Here is a 16392-nt window from a genome sequence, read left to right on the forward strand (position 1 = left end):
CTTCTATTTCTCTTTCATCTTTTCTTCAAAGAATTGTTCTATCGTTTCCAATGCTTCTGCTTCATCGGAACCGTCAATCATCAACTCTATCTCGTCTCCGTCTGCTACTCCCAATCCCATCACACCGATGATTGATTTTGCATTGACTGTTGCACAATCTCTCTTTAGGATGATTTCCGAGTCAAAACGATTGCATGTTTGGACAAACAACGCTGCCGGTCTGGCATGCAATCCCACATCTAATTTTATCTGAAACTGTCTTGTCAACATAAGGACTCCCTACTTTTCTTCTAACTCTTTTATTTTTTCAGCAAATTGCTGTATCTTTTTCAACCGATGATTTACCGCAGATCTTCCGAGCGGAATTTCGAGTTGTTCCCCTAACTCTCTCAAACTGGCATAGGGATATTCTAACCGCAACTTGGCAATCTGCTGCAATTCCTCCGACAACTCCGACAAACCGACCGTATCTTGAATATAGCGAATACTCTCAATCTGCTTTCCCGCAGAGTTAACCGTCTTATTTATATTCGCCGTTTCACAATTGACAATTCGATTGATTTGATTTCTGACTTGTTTTTCTATCTTTACACTTTCCATATGACAGGTGTTTTCAAAATCGCCCATCAGTGCCAACAACAGAGCGATATGACTGCTGTCTTTCACATACACCACATTGTTCGTCTTCCTTTTTGTCACATTGGCATGCAAATCATGTTCATTCAACATATTCTTGAAATGCTCCGCAAACTCGTCATCACTTGTCACAAATTCCATATGATAAGATTTCGCCGGATCCCCAACGGAACCTCCTCCTAAAAAAACGCCTCGAATATAAGCATTTCTGTTTTCTTCTATGCTCAACATATGATTCGGAATTTTACTTGTTAAAGAATAAAACTCTTCATTTTTGACCAAAATTCCCGTTTCTATCAGAATCATGTTTGCTTTTTCATCCTCAGGTATCGAAATCGTATAAAATCTCTTTTTCAAGTTCTCGTTCTTCTTGACACTAATCTCTACCCGAATCCGAAAACATTGTTTGATAATCTTTACAATTTTGCGACAAACAGCGGGGTTTTCAATTGTAATCACAAATGACAACAATCCCCTTCCGACAAAACGCAACGTGGCACCCACACGAATCATTCCGGAAAGTTCACTGATTTGTTCTTCTTTCGTGTCGGGAATAATTCGAGCTAAATTATTTTTTACCTCTGTTGAAAATGACATCCTATTTTTTTCCCCGTTATTTTTTCCAAAGCAACTTTAATAATTGCACCTTCATCATCATAGCGCGCCAACTGAAGCACTTGATTGAAATGAATGAACTTCGCTTCTACAAACCCTTCCTCCTTTTGTGGCAAAGTGTTCATAGCCTTACAATTCATCAGATACCAGTGCACTGTCTTATGAACCAGTCTGTCTTCATCCCAATTTTCTTTGTAGGTGTAGTGAATTTCGCCCAAGTATTGTTGAATCTGCCCTTTTACTCCGCTTTCTTCCGAAACTTCACGCAATGCCGCCTGTTCCAAAGTCTCTCCTTGCTCCACTTTTCCTTTCGGCAAGACCCAGTCTCCGTTGAACTTCCTAAGAAGTAAAATCGCATTATTAAATACGACCACTCCACCCGAACTTATCTCTTCTTTTAACAAAGTCCTCTATCCTTCCTTAAAGATATAATTATTTTATTATATCTCAAAAAATATAATTTTTATATTCCTTTTGTCAAAATACTTAAAATTATTTTTGAAACTTTTTCGCTATCGTGCATAATTGCACCATATTCCGTTTCTACCACAAAGTCTCCGCGAATGGTTTGAATCCCCAAACGATTGATTTTGATAATATCTTCTTCCTGCGCATACAAAAACTGTTTTTCTTCTTTGCGATAGTTGTCTTTTGCTTGTTCAGATATGCTGCGATTGTTTAACAACACATAATCCAATCGACAATCCATTATCTCCTGCAACACTTGAACATGTTGATAGGTGTTTAAGTGATGTGTCTCTCCGTTTTCCGTCATCAGATTGCAGATATATATTTTCGGAACCTTGCTTTCTTTCAGTGCAAGTCGAATTTCCGGAATCAACAGATTCGGAATCAAACTGGTATATAAACTTCCCGGCCCGATGACAATGATATCCGCTTCATGAATTTTTTTGATTGCGATAGGGTTTGCCTCAGGATTTCTCGGAATAATTTCTATCTTTTCAATTTCCGACTGTTGTGTCAAACAAGTCGGTCCTATGGCAGATTCTCCAATCACAACATTTCCGTTTGCTAAGGTAGAAATCAATCGAATCTCTACCAATGTCGCCGGAACTACCTTGCCTTTTACCGCAATCATTTCCGACACTTGATCGATGGCAATTTGAAAATCTCCGAAAATTTCATTCAAGGCGAGCAAAAACAAATTCCCGAAATTTTGATTCTTCAAGCTCCCATATCGAAACCTGTGATTCATCAACTTCTCCATCGTCGGATCCATATTGGACAGCGAAATCAAGCAATTGCGAATATCTCCCGGCGGAAGCATTTTCATCTCTGTTCGAATGGTTCCGGAACCGCCGCCGTCATCCGATACCGCAACAATAGCCGTCAAATCCAACCCTTCTTCCTGTTTTAGTCCTCTCAAAAGATTTCCTTGTCCTGTTCCCCCGCCTAAAACAACAATTTTTTTCTTTCCCATATTCTTCATAGAATTCAAACCTCTCTATTTTATGCTACCCTATGCCTGCTAATCCCCTCTTAGCAAGAGATTGTTCTCTTTCTCAAAAATAAACTCCGTTTCTTTCCGCACAGTATGAAACCTGTTGATAAAGAGCTGTTTTGTCGAACTTTTCCTTTCATTTCCGTTTCCTATCCGTCATCGTAACTGCACACCATCTTCCATTGTACTCATCATCTCAAATTCATCATTTGTGATGCACATCATTCTCTTTCTACTTGTTTTTGTGAGCTACATTATGCTAACACAACAGACAAATTCATTCTGTGCTTTCTGCTTTCCCTTTCAGACATTTTGTTTCGGTATTCCGAAACACACACTTTATGTTGTATTCACAAGGCAATATTCTCATATTTTATCAGCATCCCTGTGATGCCGAAATACTCGATATCCCTTTTGTTCCAAATACTCATACAACTTATTTGCCACTGTAACGGAACGATGCTTTCCTCCTGTGCAACCGATGGAAATTAATAGTTGTGTCTTTCCTTCTTTGATATAGTTCGGAATCAGAAAATCAATCATCTGTTTCAGATAAACCATAAATTGATGACTTTCTTCCGAGTTCATCACATATTCCTGCACTTCCGGTTCGTTTCCCGTCTTTGTTTTGAGTGACTCGACATAGTAGGGATTCGGCAAAAACCTCACATCAAATACCAAATCGGAGTCAATCGGTATTCCGTGTTTGAATCCGAACGAATTGACAATCAAATTGATTTTTTGTTTTTCTTCCGTGTTTTGATACAACTGTATCAGTTTTTCCTTCAACTGTCTTGTGGTAATACTTCCTGTATCAATAATGTGATCGGCTCTTTGACGAAGAGGTTTCATCTTTTTCTTTTCTTCTCTGATTCCCTCCAAAATATTTTGGCTTCTTGCCAAAGGATGACTTCTTCGGGACATCTTGTATCGCCGTACCAAAACTTCTTCTTTCGCTTCCAAAAACAAGATGTCGATATCATCATGTTGAGATGATTCCAGCAATTGTTCAATTGCATGAAAATCTTCAAAAAACCGATATCCGCGAATATCAATCCCAAATGCCACTTTTTCGATATAATCCAAGTTTTGGTTTCCCAATTCTCTGAATTTCATAATTAAGGAGGGCGGCATATTGTCAATACAATAATATCCCATGTCTTCAAATATATTCATTGCCTCACTCTTTCCGGAGCCGGACAATCCCGTTACAATAATTGTCTTCATTAAATCCCCCTATCTGCCAACCGCACCTCTCTATTGCTATCGTTCCTCTAAATTGATAATCTTATCAACAGATACTCCGGATTTCAAAATATTCTGATATGCCTGATCCAATATTCCGATATGTGTCGGATGATGTGCATCTGCTCCAACTGAAAATTTCAAATCCATATCCTTGATTAACTTCAACTGCTCCACACTTAAATTAGGATGATGGGTGTTGATTTCCAAAATGGTATCGGTTTCTCTTGCAACCTTTGCCACTTCTAAGGTATCAATCCTCCCCTTATCACCCGGATGTGTCAAAATAAACAGATTGTTTCTTCTCATTGCATTAACCAATGCTCTTGTATTGTATTCTATCTCCAAATTTTTGAGCGGTTTGATATAATTACAGATGTGATTGCGAAGACCTCTCATTTTTGTAATTGCAGACCCGAAATGATATCCCGCCATCACATAGTCAACATATTGCAGGATAAAATCATCTACATCAATTTCTCCGCTGTCATCCAAAATATTTGCCTCTACTCCCAACAAAATCTCAATATCGGGATATTTTTCTCGCAATCTCAAAATTTCTTCCTTCATTTTAGGATAATCTTTATATTTTACACCAAACCCCATATGACGATATCCATGATCGGAAATTCCTATCGTCTTCAATCCTATCTTTCGTGCCATCTGCACATTTTGTTCCATTGTACCTTTCCCGTCGCTGTAGAATGTATGGGTATGATACTCTGCTGTCTGTACAAATCTATTCTTCTCCAACCAACCTCACCTCTTCTTCTAAAGAGACTTGGAATTTGTCGTATACGGTTTTTTTAATCATATTGATTAACTCCAACACATCTTCACAAGTGGCATCTCCCTTGTTGATTACAAAACCGCAGTGCAACTGAGAAACTTGCGCTCCTCTGTGAGATACGCCACGCAATCCGCTATCCTCAATCAACTTGCCAGCAAAATATCCCTCCGGTCGTTTGAAGGTAGAACCGGCAGACGCCTCCTGTATCGGTTGTTTTGTATTTCTGCGAAGTGCATAGTCGTCCATCTTTTCCTGAATCTCCTGTCGATTTCCCTTTTCTAAAGAAAATGTTGCTCCAAGCACGAGCAATCTCTGTTTTGACAGAATACTGGTACGATATCCGAACTCCATATCTTCCCCTTTCATTTCGAAGATAAGTCCTTTTTCATCCATCACCAATACAGATTTTACAATATCTTTCATTTCTCCGCCGTAAGCACCTGCATTCATCACCATAGCACCGCCTACGGTGCCCGGAATTCCGCTTGCAAATTCAAACCCTGTGAGCTCCTCCTCCAAAATAATTCTGGATAGAGCAGAAAGAGATAATCCCGCTTCCGCAAAAATATCAGTTCCTCGAATTCCATAATTACTGATATTCCTTGCCAACTTGATTACAACCGAACGAATCCCTTTATCTCTTACCAATAAATTTGTTCCGTTTCCCATTACAAAAAACGGAATCTGCTTTTCATTTAACATTCTCATTAACTGTTGCAACTCTGCAATACTGCTTGGAAGTACCAAAAAATCGGCATCTCCTCCGATACGAAACGAGGTGTGTTTTTTCATACTCTCTTTTTCTGAAATTTGGTCTTCCTTCAAAACTGTTTTCAACATTTTTCTGATTTCCTGACGGTTCATCACTTCACCTACTCTCTGCATATTACTTTTTCCATATGAAAAAAATTATCATCTTCTATCATTTCTATTATATCTGTTTTTTTTATTTTTTCAACAAAGGAATTTCTAATGCAATGCCTGTTGTTTTTCCAATTCTTCTATCAAAGCTCCGATTTCATCCACTTTCTGTTGATATACCGAAAGCGAACCGTTGCGAAGCGCTTCCTGTGCCTCTCGATATTTGATGCCCGCTTCTTGAATCTTATCACTCATCGTACCATTCTCTCCTGTGTTCGGCACGGTTTGTGTCGGTGCAACGATTCTTTTGCCGTCCGGCGCAAAAATTTGTTCCAACGCTTTGGAAAGTGTTTCTTCCATTACAATTTGATCCTTGTATCCCACAATGATTCGTTTTACCTCCGGAATGGCATTTTCTCCCGATGCACGAATGTACAGCGGTTCGATATAGAGCAAGCTGTCATCAATCGGAATTGTCAAAATATGACCTCTCAACACTTCCGAACCTCTACTGTTCCACAAGGACAAGTCTTTGGAAATTTTATCGTTGTTACTGAATTTTCCTTCCATCTGTTGCGGTCCGATGATAATTTTATCTTTCGGCATGCGATACAGAATCAATTTGCCGTATTCTTCTCCGTCGTTTCTTGCAATGAGCAATCCGGTCAAATTTTGTTTTGCTTTCGGAGTATATGGAATACTCAACAGAAACTCCGCCTGTTTTTCTCCCGGAATTCGGTAGGTAGAATAGATAGATTCCATCTTACTCTCTTCTCCTCCGTAAAATTCGGAAGGTATGCTCCACTGGTCTTCACGATTATAAAATACTTGAGAATCATTCATATGATAGGTGGAATAAATTTCCGATTGAATATCAAACAACTGCTGAGGATATCTCAAATGCTCTTTGACTCCCTCCGGCATAGTATCGATAGGCTTGAAAAGGTCGGGAAATATTTTTGCATAAGTTTTGACAATCGGATCCGTTTCATCCAAAAGATAGAATGATACATCACCGTCGTAACTGTCTACCACTACCTTGAACGAATTGCGGATATAGTTCATTTTTTCCGTTCCGTTTCTGTTTACGATTGGTTGCGAATACGGAAAATTTTCTGAAACAGTGTACCCGTCAATGAGATACATCACTCTTCCGTTTACCGCAACCGGATAAATATCACTGTCATAACTCAAAAACGGCGCTATCTTTTTGACTCTTCCGAGTACATCACGATAGATGAGAATTTTGCTGTCCGATGTGATGTTTTCCGAAATCAAAATCTTAAAGTCACGTTGACGCATCGCAAACAGCAATCGATTCACAAAATTCAACGGAATCCCGCCATTCCCTTGATATTGCGTCATCTCGTTGGACTCTCCTTTCGGATAGTCAAACTCCAATTCTTTGGTATTCACGATGACATAATCCGCTGCCAATTCACCGAAATAAATTTGCGGTTTTTCCAACTTCAAATTCGGATAATTACTTTGAACCGGCACATTCTTCATCACCATTTCCGGTTGTCCGGACGGAGTCAATTGATTGACAGGTGCCATCGCAAGCCCATATCCATGTGTATACTTCAACTTTGTGTTAATCCAGTTTTGTGCCTTATCCTCCAACTTTGACTTATCCATCTCACGAACGGACAAAAACACCTGTGTCAAATTACCGTCCAACACATATCTGTCAATATCCACATCGCTGAACCGATAGTAACCGCGCAACCCTTGTAATTGGTTGAATGCTTCGTTGGTAGGACGATAGTCGTTCAAACTGATATTCATCACTGTCTCTTGATTTTGCGACAGACCTTCCGCCGTCATATCATTTTTCAAATCAAATTCTCTTGTCTCAATTTTATCCAAACCATATGCCAATTTTGTATACTTGATTGCATTTTCAATATACGGTTTTTCTTTTGACAACTCATTCGGCGCAACAACAAAGTTTTGAACGGTCGTTTCTAAGAAGGTGCTTCCCAAATTGATAACTAAAGTTATCCCAATCAAGGATAACACAAATTTTTTGCTCAATTTTTTTCGAACAAGAAGTACCACGCCTGCAACCGAAGCTAACACCGCATCAATGCGATATACCCAAAGATTGATGGCAACATCGGTATATCCTGCTCCAAACACAGCCCCTCGTTGGGAATACAGCAAAAAGTAAGACAACATCAAGCTTCTTCCTGCAATCAACAGGAAGAACATCGCACCGAAAAAACGAAGGCGTTTTACAAAAAATGTCGACACTTGGTTTTGTAACCGTTTTTCAGGGTGAATGAATCGTATCCCTTCTCTTTCTTCCTCATGTCTGTCCAACAAGGTTGGTGACAGATACAAAATCAACAAAAATCCGAACACGATGGTTGTCAAAAACAACAACACAACCAAACTGGACAAAGCCAGTAATATTTCATTCATAAAAGAAAGCTGAAACACATAAAATCCCAAATCTTTTTGAAAAATAGGGTCATTGATGCCAAAGGAAACACCGTGAATCGCCTTGAGCATATTCATCCAACCCTCCGACACAACCGCCCTGGTAAAACCGAAAGACAGCACAAATGTTACCAAAGCAATTCCCCGTTTCACAGGTTTACGTTGATTTTCCTCTTCCAAAGTATTAAAGTGTACCAAAAAATCCTTGTAGGTCTTGTTGAAAAAAAGATATACCAGTAAGCTGACACCAAAAAAGGTAGGTACTCCAATCATCAAAGAAGCAAATACGCCTCTTAAATAAGTGCTCAAATATCCTATTTGTCGAAACCAAACAATATCCGTTGCAAAAGTAATCAATTGAGTAGAAATCAAAAATAATACAAAAAATATTCCTATCAATATCCACAGTTTTTTCTTTCTAAAATCAATACTCCGCATTTTTTTCGCCATAGATGTTTCTTCCTTTCTTACTATCGGTCATCCTATCCGTTATCTTAAAACAGACGGTTCTGTGTTCTTGCTCTATCCGACTTATCTGTATGTTTACCTTTTATAATATGCACTTATTCTATCATATTATTCTGTTTTTTTCATGGAATATATTTTTCATATCCCCTTCTATCTCAAATGTAGAACAAAGCTCTCTTTCGATGAAAAATACTGTCTTATATTTTTATCTGTGCTATAATGGGAATCATATGAAAAGCAAATCACATTGTCATCCGTTCCATGTTAAAAATATCTCTTAGCTTTTTTTCTTATCCAAAGTTAAAGAACTAATACCAAAATCCGATTGAACTGTTGAACGAACCGAATCTCTGCAAGTTCTATTTTTGACTGTTTCATGAATCAGTTGATTGACACTTTCACAAAGTCTGACCATAACTTTTTCAAGTGTGTAAAATGTTTTGTTTTACAAGAAATAATAGAATCATTCTATTGAGTTTTGATATAAGTATGTCATTACTTAATGTGAACAAGAACGGAAATGATAACCTGTAATTTAAAGTAACAGTTATATGAGCAATTCAAAGTAAGAAGCTTATCATTTATCAAATTTTCAAATCCTGCAATCGCAAGACAATCAAATTCTCATTTTGAAAGGAGAATGCACCATGCTCGACAAAAAAATTATCAATCAATTGTTTAACCTCAGCTCAATGCTCTTTTTTTGTTCCATCCTCTATAAACAAAATGTGTTTCTGCCTAAAATAGCAAGTGTATTTGTCATCATCTCATCTATTTTAGGAATTCTATACAATCATCAAAATAACAAAAAATTCATTACCTACTTAGGATATGCTCTGCTGCTATGCATTGCCTTATATATTATCTTTTTAGAATAAAAACAGAGGTGGTTACTATGTTAAACAAAAAAAATATCCAAATTTTACTGATTACCATGGTTATCTTGATTCTTTGTTCCATGATATTCACAGAATCTGTTCTTCTGCCGAAGATAGCGGTAGCCGGCGTTATCATCTACTCTATCGCAGCAATACTTTATTTCTATACCCATAGAGTAGAGACAATTATCTTACTGAATATCGGAAACATATTTGTATTGCTTTCTCTCGGTTTTGACCGAAATATTTTATTGTTCAAAACAACCGGTGTCATACTAATGATTACAGGTATAGTCGGAGTATTCTATTCCTACCAAAACGAAAAAAAGATACTTTCCTGTCTCCCCTATTTCTTTGAAGCGTGTGTGGGAGGATATCTCTTATACTATCTATCTTGTGTCATAAAATAATAACGCTAACAATCCAATAAAAATCCTTGTTTTGGCACGAAAGTCTGTCAGAGTTACGATAAATTTCCATTTGAAACCCCTTTCTTCAACAGTAACCTAATTGGAAATAACGGAAAAAACACAATCTCGGTTAAATAGAAATCGTAATGTATCATGATGATAGCGATTAAAACATGAGTGAGAATGATATTGTCCAACAAATCATAAACAGAAAAATATGCCATCATCGATACAAATATGACGGAACATGTTACAACTGACAAAACAGTTCTAATAAATTTTCGCATGATAAAAGCCCTAAAAAAGATACCGTTCTTTTTCAGGGCTTTATTTTTTCAATAAGTTTTGTTATTTTAATTTTTGTACCACATATTTTTTATGCAATTCTTCGATTGTTTTGACATATTGTTCATGTTGCTTTTTCTCAAGAAGCGTTGCTTCAATCTCCGGTTCAATCAAATCAAATGCAATCTGTTGTTGCGGATATTTTTTATCCACTCTGATGACATGATATCCGAACTGTGTTTTTACCGGTACGGAAACCTCATTTTCTTCCAAAGCAAACGCTACACTTTCAAATTCAGGAACCATTTGTCCGCGACCGAATTTTCCCAAACTTCCTCCACTTGATTTTGACGGACAACTTGAATGTTTTTCCGCCAATTCTTCAAAAGGAATCCCTTTGTCAATCTTGATATAAATTTCTCTTGCCAACGCCTCGTTATCTACCAGAATGTGGGAAGCTTCCACTTCTCCGCTTTGTACAAAAACATTCTTATGTTCTTCATAGAATGCTCTTTTTTCCTCGTCTGTAATCGGTTCCACTTCCACAATTTTATTGACACCGAATTGAATCAACAAGTTTTCTTTCAAGATTTCCAATTGTTTTTGGAATTCTTCCGTTTCATCCAACTTCTTTTCTTTTGCATCGAAATAAATCATTTTTTGGTTAATCATTTCATCCAACAATCCATCTTCCGCATTATCTCCTTGCAATTTTTTTAAGATTTCTTTCCCTAAGGACCGTTTCATGATTTCAAACTCTTCTCTTGTAATATCTATGCCATTTACTTTCGCTAATACTTCAGACATATTTTATTCCTCCCCATTTTTTGATTCACACTGTGACTATTCTATCACAAATTTCTCATAATCAAAAGAAAAAGCGTTTTTCTTACCGATTCTTTGCATATAATATGAAAAACGAATTTATCTACTATCGATTTATCTTTTGAAAAGATACTCTCTTCCACAGAGAACGCAGTGCAATATTCACTTATGTAGACGTACAACGAAAACGAATCACAATAATGAGAATCTTCTTAGTTCTTCGGATAAAAACTCCTTGTATTTCAAAACAAAACATACTACAATAAAGCTGTATACTATATTTCTATTCACCGAGATATTTTCGGTTCGCCAACTGTTTTAGATGAAAAATCCAAATAAAAACCGAGTGCATCTCTATTTATTGTTTTTACGGACATTAAAAACACCGGTTATGAAATCACACATATCGTTTGTCAATCGGTCTGTTTTTACTATGATAATCGGTTAAAGATAAGTTCTCAAGAAAAGGAGGTATTCCCTTGACTTCAAAATTCTCAAAAAACAAAAAATACCTTTTTTACATAGCGATTCCCATTATAATCTATGCTTTGTTTCAACAGGCAAAACAGTTTTATCTTCCCAAAACCTATCCGATTCCTATCGAACAACAGGGCTCGTCTGTCACATCGGACTCCGACACTGATGAGGAGCAACAGACAGATACTCTTGATTCTCTTGCAACCTCCAATCCGACTCCCGTTGTCATCTATGTAACAGGCGCTGTCAAAAATCCGGGAGTGGTAGAGCTGAATTCGAGCCAAAGATTGAAAGATGCGATTGAACTGGTGGGAGGATTTACGGAAGATGCCGATATCGGCAGTATCAACTTGGCTGAATTCGTCAAAGACGAACAGCATTATGTCGTTACCAAAATAGGCGAAACTCCTTCGCCTCAAACTGTTTCATCCAATACAGGTACAACAACTCCAAACACAGCGAATAACAACGCTCTTATCAATATCAATACGGCAACAAAGGAAGAATTGAAGTCATTAAACGGAATTGGTGACGCGTTATCCCAAAGAATCATTGATTTCAGAGAACAGAACGGTGCTTTTTCCGATATTGAATCTATCAAGAGCGTATCCGGTATCGGAGAGAAAAAATTTGAAGGAATCAAAGATTATATTACAGTTCAATGATATTTTGTGCCTTGCTATTGAGAAACAGAAACAAGTATGGTATCATCAATACACCTAAAAAAGGAATCTGTTATTATTTTCGGGTTTTGCAAAAACACTTTTATCAACTACAACCTTGGGGGCGTAATGGTTTCGACGGGGCTTTGAAGGTTTGAGTAGCGAGTCGTGCGAATTCTCAGAACACGTTAATCTATGAGAAACTAAATATAAACGCAAACGAAAATAATTTATTAGCTGCCTAAGCGCGGCTATGTTCCCTCTATGTCCTCCTGCCGACTAGAGCTGAACATCAACTATGCAGGGAACTGTATTGTGGATATCCGGACACAGTACGGAACAATTCGGAAGTAGTGAAACTTTAGCTTGTTATTTGGGCGATTGCGACACGAATTTCAAAACAAATAACTACACTCGTAGAAGCTTAGGCTGAATTGGTTTCGGACATGGGTTCGACTCCCATCGTCTCCACCAATATGAATATGACGTTTTATAAAACCTCTGTAACAGTAATGATTACAGAGGTTTCTTTTTTGAAAATATGTTGTTGTTCGTTCGTTACGTCTTCAACTCTAAGGAATATCGGATTTCCATATATACAAGCACCAATAAAATACATCGTTCCACAAGGGCGAGTTTTCAGGTAGTGGAATATCGTATCATTCTGCTCGGCATAAAATACATCTTCTGCATCTTTCAACAAACATTCTTTGCAAATTATTCCACAACCTTTGTTCTCTCCCACTCTATTCCATTTCAAATAGCGAAACAATACCGATGATAAGAGCCTATCTGACTTCTCATCATTCCATAACATTTCACAAAAAAAGGAACTGTTGCATCATCAAACAACAGTTCCTTATCTGTATCTTATCGAACAAACTGTCCGTTTCTTCTTTACTTCCCGTCGTACTCCCTTTCTCTCCTACAGTTCTTCATTCTGTAGAATATCGAGCAAGTAAGCAACTCTCGAATCAATAGAAACCCCTTTGAAACTGATACTCCAGTCTGTCAACTGAGACAGAGGATACGTTCCTCTATCGCCCGGAACAATACCGCCATTACCAAACAGTTCTTGCAGCAGGATTCCGGAGATTTCTTTCTCTGTGATTCTGTCAATCGTAAACCATACATGTTCAACAGCCTCTTCCCCTTCATCGGTCATCACATCAACTGCAATTTTTGCAATAACACGAATGTCCTCATCTTGAGATTTTTGTTGAAGTTGTAATGCTCTTTGGGGATAGGATACTCTCTCCCTTGCCATCGCTGCCATAATCTCCGTTGTCTTTGTTCCAAACATAAATAGGGGATTTTCTCCGATTTTTTCGGCAAAAGAAGCAGGCTTTGTCAAGATTTCGTTATGGAAGTCTTCTTCATTTCTGTATAGAAAAATCAGACTTGTATAGGTGTTGTGAGAACTTTGGCGATCCTCTTCCAAACCCTGTACACCATCTTCTTCATATTCTTTTATTCCTGACATCCAAGGTACGACAGTTGTCACAATCGGATCTCCGTCCGAGCAATTTCCAACAAAAAAGATAACGGGTTTCTCATCATCCTCATTGTAACAACCTTCAATCGGCTCTCCGTTTGAACAATTTCCCACAAAAAAACTAACAGCTTTCTCCCCATCGTCCTTATAACAATCTTCAATCATCTGAGATGCTACAGAATTGATTAAACTGAACATGGAATCAACACTGTCTTTGTCAGCACCCAAGATTTCAAGTTCTGTAATCCCAAGAGGCATCAGACCGTGAGTATGAAGCCATACATCTCCGTTCGGTCCTTCAACCGCCTGTACACGATAGAGATCCATGGGACGAAGTCCCGCTTTGGATTGAGCAACCATGGCAATCTCTCTTTTGTTGAGCATACACTCCTGACTTTCCGCATAGATTGCAAGCATATCCGGAACCAAAGCATACAGTAATTTTATCTGAAGATGAATGGTTTCCAACGGATTTTTTTGCACCTCCGTATACAAAACCAGTGCCGTATCTGACGAGGAGATTTCTCTTTCATCCTCTTTTGTAAAATATTTTCTTTGTAACTCAAAAATGATATCCGAATCAAATCCGTCCATAAACATATCGAAATCATACTCATTATCCTGATAAACAACTTTGAATGCAACAGAGTTCTCTTCTTCTGAATACTCGAATGCAACACACTTGACATCATCCAAAGAATCCAATCTCTCTCTTAAGTTCTCTTTAGAAAAATCTTCTTTCCCTTTTGGGTAAACACCTCTCATAATCGAAAATCTTTCCCATGGTTCCAAAGAGATACCACCCATCATCCTGTCACAAAGTTCAATCATCGCTATCGTATCTTCATCATCCGGCAAAAGCTCCAAAGCCTTTTCAAAATGTGCTTTTGCAGGTTGATATTGCTGAAGACCTTCGTACGCCATTCCCATTCTGTACTGATAATTATGATTGTCTGACAAATCCTGTTCCAACGGTTTCAGTATTTCAATTGCTCTGTTACAACACTCCTCTTCAATCATGCTATCAGCAGAACGATAAATCCAAACTCTGCCCAACTCACTTAAAAGCTCCGGTGTTCTCTCCTCTTCGGAAAGGCTCATTACCACTTCCTCAATCTTGTCAACTTCCCCTTCCTTAAACCATTTTTGGCATTGTTCCAATAATGTCATAGCATATCCTCCTTTTTCTCTATCATTAATGAAAGAAATCTCCCTTTCAAAAATATCTTCCTTTTGTACTTCATGCAGTGTATTCACCGATTCCAAAAAACTGCTTATCAGCTCATTTCATAGTATCCGTCAAACACAAATTTTTCCGGATGCGTTCTCACATACTCATCCTCATATACTCCCTCATAGTCATATACAAAGCTGTCCGCATCTTCAAATAAGTCCTCTATTTTTTCATCCTGCATCCATTCTTGCAACCTGTCACAACGCATATCTCTATCGTAAGGAATTCTGCCGCCGAAACAATCCGCAATTTTTTGTAAATTTGCTGCAAGTTCATTCATCCCGAACAACTGAAAGCCGTTCAATGTATCTTCCCAAACAATACCCGTGGAATTTTCAAGAAACTGCCAATGTCCTCCGTTGTTCACTTCCAAAAAATACCATGTCGTTGCCAAAAGATATCTCTGCTCCAATGTGAACGCCTCCGCCGATTTCAAATACTCTTCATAAGAACCGTAGATATCGACTCTCCAATACATCGGCTGTGTTATGTCCCAAGTATCATCTATGTTTTTCAAATCATCGACAGTAATTTTTTTGTAAACTTGTTCCATGTGCAATTCCAACCCCTTATCGCTTTCATCTCCTGATTTTATTCTTCCCGTATCCAAACACTTCTATTATTTCTTATTGAATATTTTACTATTATTCGATACAAAAATAAATATGTATGAAAAGATTGATATCTGTTCCGGACAAAAATTTAAAATATAAACAATAAATTCTTGACATATTTTGATGATATCCGTATAATGATACCATAATGTAAAAATGCGGAAATTGTCTGTACTTATGATATTCTGCATAATAAAGGAAGGTGGTGGATAAAATGAAGAGAACTTATCAACCTAAAAGAAGACAAAGAAAGAAAGTACATGGATTTAGAAAAAGAATGCAATCTGCAACCGGTAGAAATGTATTGAGAAGAAGAAGAGCAAAAGGCAGAAAAAGATTATCTGCGTAATAGAAAGGCCGCGTGTTGAGATGTGGCCTTTTTTTATTAGTTTTTATTAGTATTAAACATGAGGTACTGTATGATTTTTTCGAGTTTAAAAAAGAACGAAGACTTTCGAACCGTATACAACAGAGGCAAATCCTTTGCGAACAGACAGCTTGTATTCTACTATATGCCAAACAAATTGTCCGAGAACAGAGTCGGATTTTCTATTTCAAAAAAGTTTGGAAAAGCGGTGTATCGTAACAAGGCGCGCCGAAGATTGAAAGAAATCTTAAGAGCTTCCTCTTGTAAAAAACAAGGATACGACATGATTTTTATTGTTCGTCCCGGTGCAAAAGAGGCGGACTATGCAACTCTTGAAAAATCTGTAACTCATTTATTTCAAAAAACTGAGATGATTTAATGACAAAACTACTAAAAAAGATTATAATAGCATTGATTCGTTTTTACCAACTGGCTCTATCACCTCTAAAACAACCTACTTGTCAGTTTTCGCCGACTTGTTCTCAATACAGCATAGAAGCCATTGAACGTTTCGGAGTGATAAAAGGCACTTATCTTTCCGTTCGAAGAATTTTGAAATGCCATCCGTTTCATGAGGGTGGATATGACCCCGTGCCTGAAAAATGGAAATCTTAGGAGGATTA

Annotated in this window: 17 protein-coding genes and 1 other RNA gene; 6 read left to right on the plus strand and 12 right to left on the minus strand. The window is 37.7% G+C overall.

All coding sequences use genetic code 11. From position 1 onward, the window contains the following. Nucleotides 1-3 precede the first annotated feature (3 nt). From HMPREF0389_RS08305 to HMPREF0389_RS08340, 8 genes are all read right to left on the minus strand, one after another. On the minus strand, nucleotides 4-270 hold the full coding sequence (locus tag HMPREF0389_RS08305) for an HPr family phosphocarrier protein (protein ID WP_014263178.1): 267 nt from the start codon (nucleotides 268-270) through the stop codon (nucleotides 4-6). 9 nt (nucleotides 271-279) lie between these two features. Then, the gene (gene whiA / locus HMPREF0389_RS08310; RefSeq protein ID WP_014263179.1) at nucleotides 280-1233 is read right to left on the minus strand and encodes a DNA-binding protein WhiA; all 954 of its coding nucleotides are present in this window, start codon (nucleotides 1231-1233) and stop codon (nucleotides 280-282) included. Continuing rightward, nucleotides 1212-1655 (minus strand): NUDIX hydrolase, encoded by a 444-nt coding sequence (locus tag HMPREF0389_RS08315; protein ID WP_041250868.1) that lies wholly within the window; start codon nucleotides 1653-1655, stop codon nucleotides 1212-1214. The genes whiA and HMPREF0389_RS08315 overlap by 22 nt, the downstream gene beginning before the upstream one ends. A 59-nt stretch (nucleotides 1656-1714) precedes the next feature. After that, nucleotides 1715-2701, minus strand: coding sequence for a gluconeogenesis factor YvcK family protein (locus HMPREF0389_RS08320; RefSeq protein ID WP_014263181.1), 987 nt, complete (start codon nucleotides 2699-2701; stop codon nucleotides 1715-1717). Nucleotides 2702-3079: 378 nt separating this feature from the next. After that, complete coding sequence (rapZ, locus tag HMPREF0389_RS08325) at nucleotides 3080-3940, minus strand: RNase adapter RapZ (protein ID WP_014263182.1); 861 nt, start codon at nucleotides 3938-3940, stop codon at nucleotides 3080-3082. Between the two features lie 36 nt (nucleotides 3941-3976). Then, nucleotides 3977-4711, minus strand: a complete 735-nt coding sequence (locus HMPREF0389_RS08330; protein ID WP_041250869.1) for a PHP domain-containing protein — start codon at nucleotides 4709-4711, stop codon at nucleotides 3977-3979. After that, nucleotides 4698-5633 (minus strand): UDP-N-acetylmuramate dehydrogenase, encoded by a 936-nt coding sequence (gene murB / locus HMPREF0389_RS08335; RefSeq protein WP_014263184.1) that lies wholly within the window; start codon nucleotides 5631-5633, stop codon nucleotides 4698-4700. Before murB ends, HMPREF0389_RS08330 begins: the two co-directional genes overlap by 14 nt. Before the next feature lie 84 nt (nucleotides 5634-5717). Then, a complete protein-coding gene (locus tag HMPREF0389_RS08340) occupies nucleotides 5718-8504 on the minus strand; it encodes a UPF0182 family membrane protein (protein ID WP_014263185.1) in 2787 nt (928 codons plus the stop codon). Between the two features lie 913 nt (nucleotides 8505-9417). Between HMPREF0389_RS08340 and HMPREF0389_RS08350 the strand changes: the two genes are divergently transcribed. After that, nucleotides 9418-9810, plus strand: coding sequence for a hypothetical protein (locus tag HMPREF0389_RS08350; RefSeq protein ID WP_014263186.1), 393 nt, complete (start codon nucleotides 9418-9420; stop codon nucleotides 9808-9810). A gap of 348 nt (nucleotides 9811-10158) precedes the next feature. On the opposite strand, the gene HMPREF0389_RS08355 is transcribed toward HMPREF0389_RS08350, so the two are convergent. Further along, nucleotides 10159-10902 (minus strand): peptidylprolyl isomerase, encoded by a 744-nt coding sequence (locus HMPREF0389_RS08355; protein ID WP_014263187.1) that lies wholly within the window; start codon nucleotides 10900-10902, stop codon nucleotides 10159-10161. A 497-nt stretch (nucleotides 10903-11399) separates the two neighbouring features. On the opposite strand from HMPREF0389_RS08355, the gene HMPREF0389_RS08360 reads away from it, so the two are divergent. Both HMPREF0389_RS08360 and ssrA read left to right on the plus strand, forming a co-directional pair. Then, on the plus strand, nucleotides 11400-12062 hold the full coding sequence (locus tag HMPREF0389_RS08360; protein ID WP_014263188.1) for a helix-hairpin-helix domain-containing protein: 663 nt from the start codon (nucleotides 11400-11402) through the stop codon (nucleotides 12060-12062). A gap of 117 nt (nucleotides 12063-12179) precedes the next feature. Beyond that, nucleotides 12180-12533: a transfer-messenger RNA gene (gene ssrA, locus HMPREF0389_RS08975) on the plus strand. A 16-nt stretch (nucleotides 12534-12549) separates the two neighbouring features. Here ssrA and HMPREF0389_RS08365 read toward each other — a convergent pair. The 3 genes from HMPREF0389_RS08365 to HMPREF0389_RS08375 form a co-directional block, all read right to left on the minus strand. Beyond that, nucleotides 12550-12804 (minus strand): hypothetical protein, encoded by a 255-nt coding sequence (locus tag HMPREF0389_RS08365; RefSeq protein ID WP_156775269.1) that lies wholly within the window; start codon nucleotides 12802-12804, stop codon nucleotides 12550-12552. Nucleotides 12805-12984: 180 nt separating this feature from the next. Beyond that, entirely contained in the window at nucleotides 12985-14724 is a 1740-nt protein-coding gene (locus tag HMPREF0389_RS08370; protein ID WP_041250872.1) for a DUF4026 domain-containing protein, read from the minus strand. 107 nt (nucleotides 14725-14831) lie between these two features. Next, nucleotides 14832-15398 carry a DMP19 family protein gene (locus HMPREF0389_RS08375; RefSeq protein ID WP_014263191.1) on the minus strand — a complete coding sequence of 189 codons (567 nt, stop codon included), beginning with the start codon at nucleotides 15396-15398 and terminating at the stop codon, nucleotides 14832-14834. A gap of 218 nt (nucleotides 15399-15616) precedes the next feature. On the opposite strand from HMPREF0389_RS08375, the gene rpmH reads away from it, so the two are divergent. From rpmH to yidD, 3 genes are all read left to right on the plus strand, one after another. Next, a complete protein-coding gene (gene rpmH, locus HMPREF0389_RS08380) occupies nucleotides 15617-15751 on the plus strand; it encodes a 50S ribosomal protein L34 (RefSeq protein ID WP_041250873.1) in 135 nt (44 codons plus the stop codon). A gap of 70 nt (nucleotides 15752-15821) precedes the next feature. Beyond that, entirely contained in the window at nucleotides 15822-16148 is a 327-nt protein-coding gene (gene rnpA, locus HMPREF0389_RS08385) for a ribonuclease P protein component (protein WP_041250874.1), read from the plus strand. Continuing rightward, nucleotides 16148-16384 (plus strand): membrane protein insertion efficiency factor YidD, encoded by a 237-nt coding sequence (gene yidD, locus HMPREF0389_RS08390; RefSeq protein WP_014263194.1) that lies wholly within the window; start codon nucleotides 16148-16150, stop codon nucleotides 16382-16384. The genes rnpA and yidD overlap by 1 nt, the downstream gene beginning before the upstream one ends. Nucleotides 16385-16392: the final 8 nt, after the last annotated feature.

Source organism: Filifactor alocis ATCC 35896 (assembly GCF_000163895.2).
Classification (GTDB): Bacteria; Bacillota; Clostridia; order Peptostreptococcales; family Filifactoraceae; genus Filifactor; species Filifactor alocis.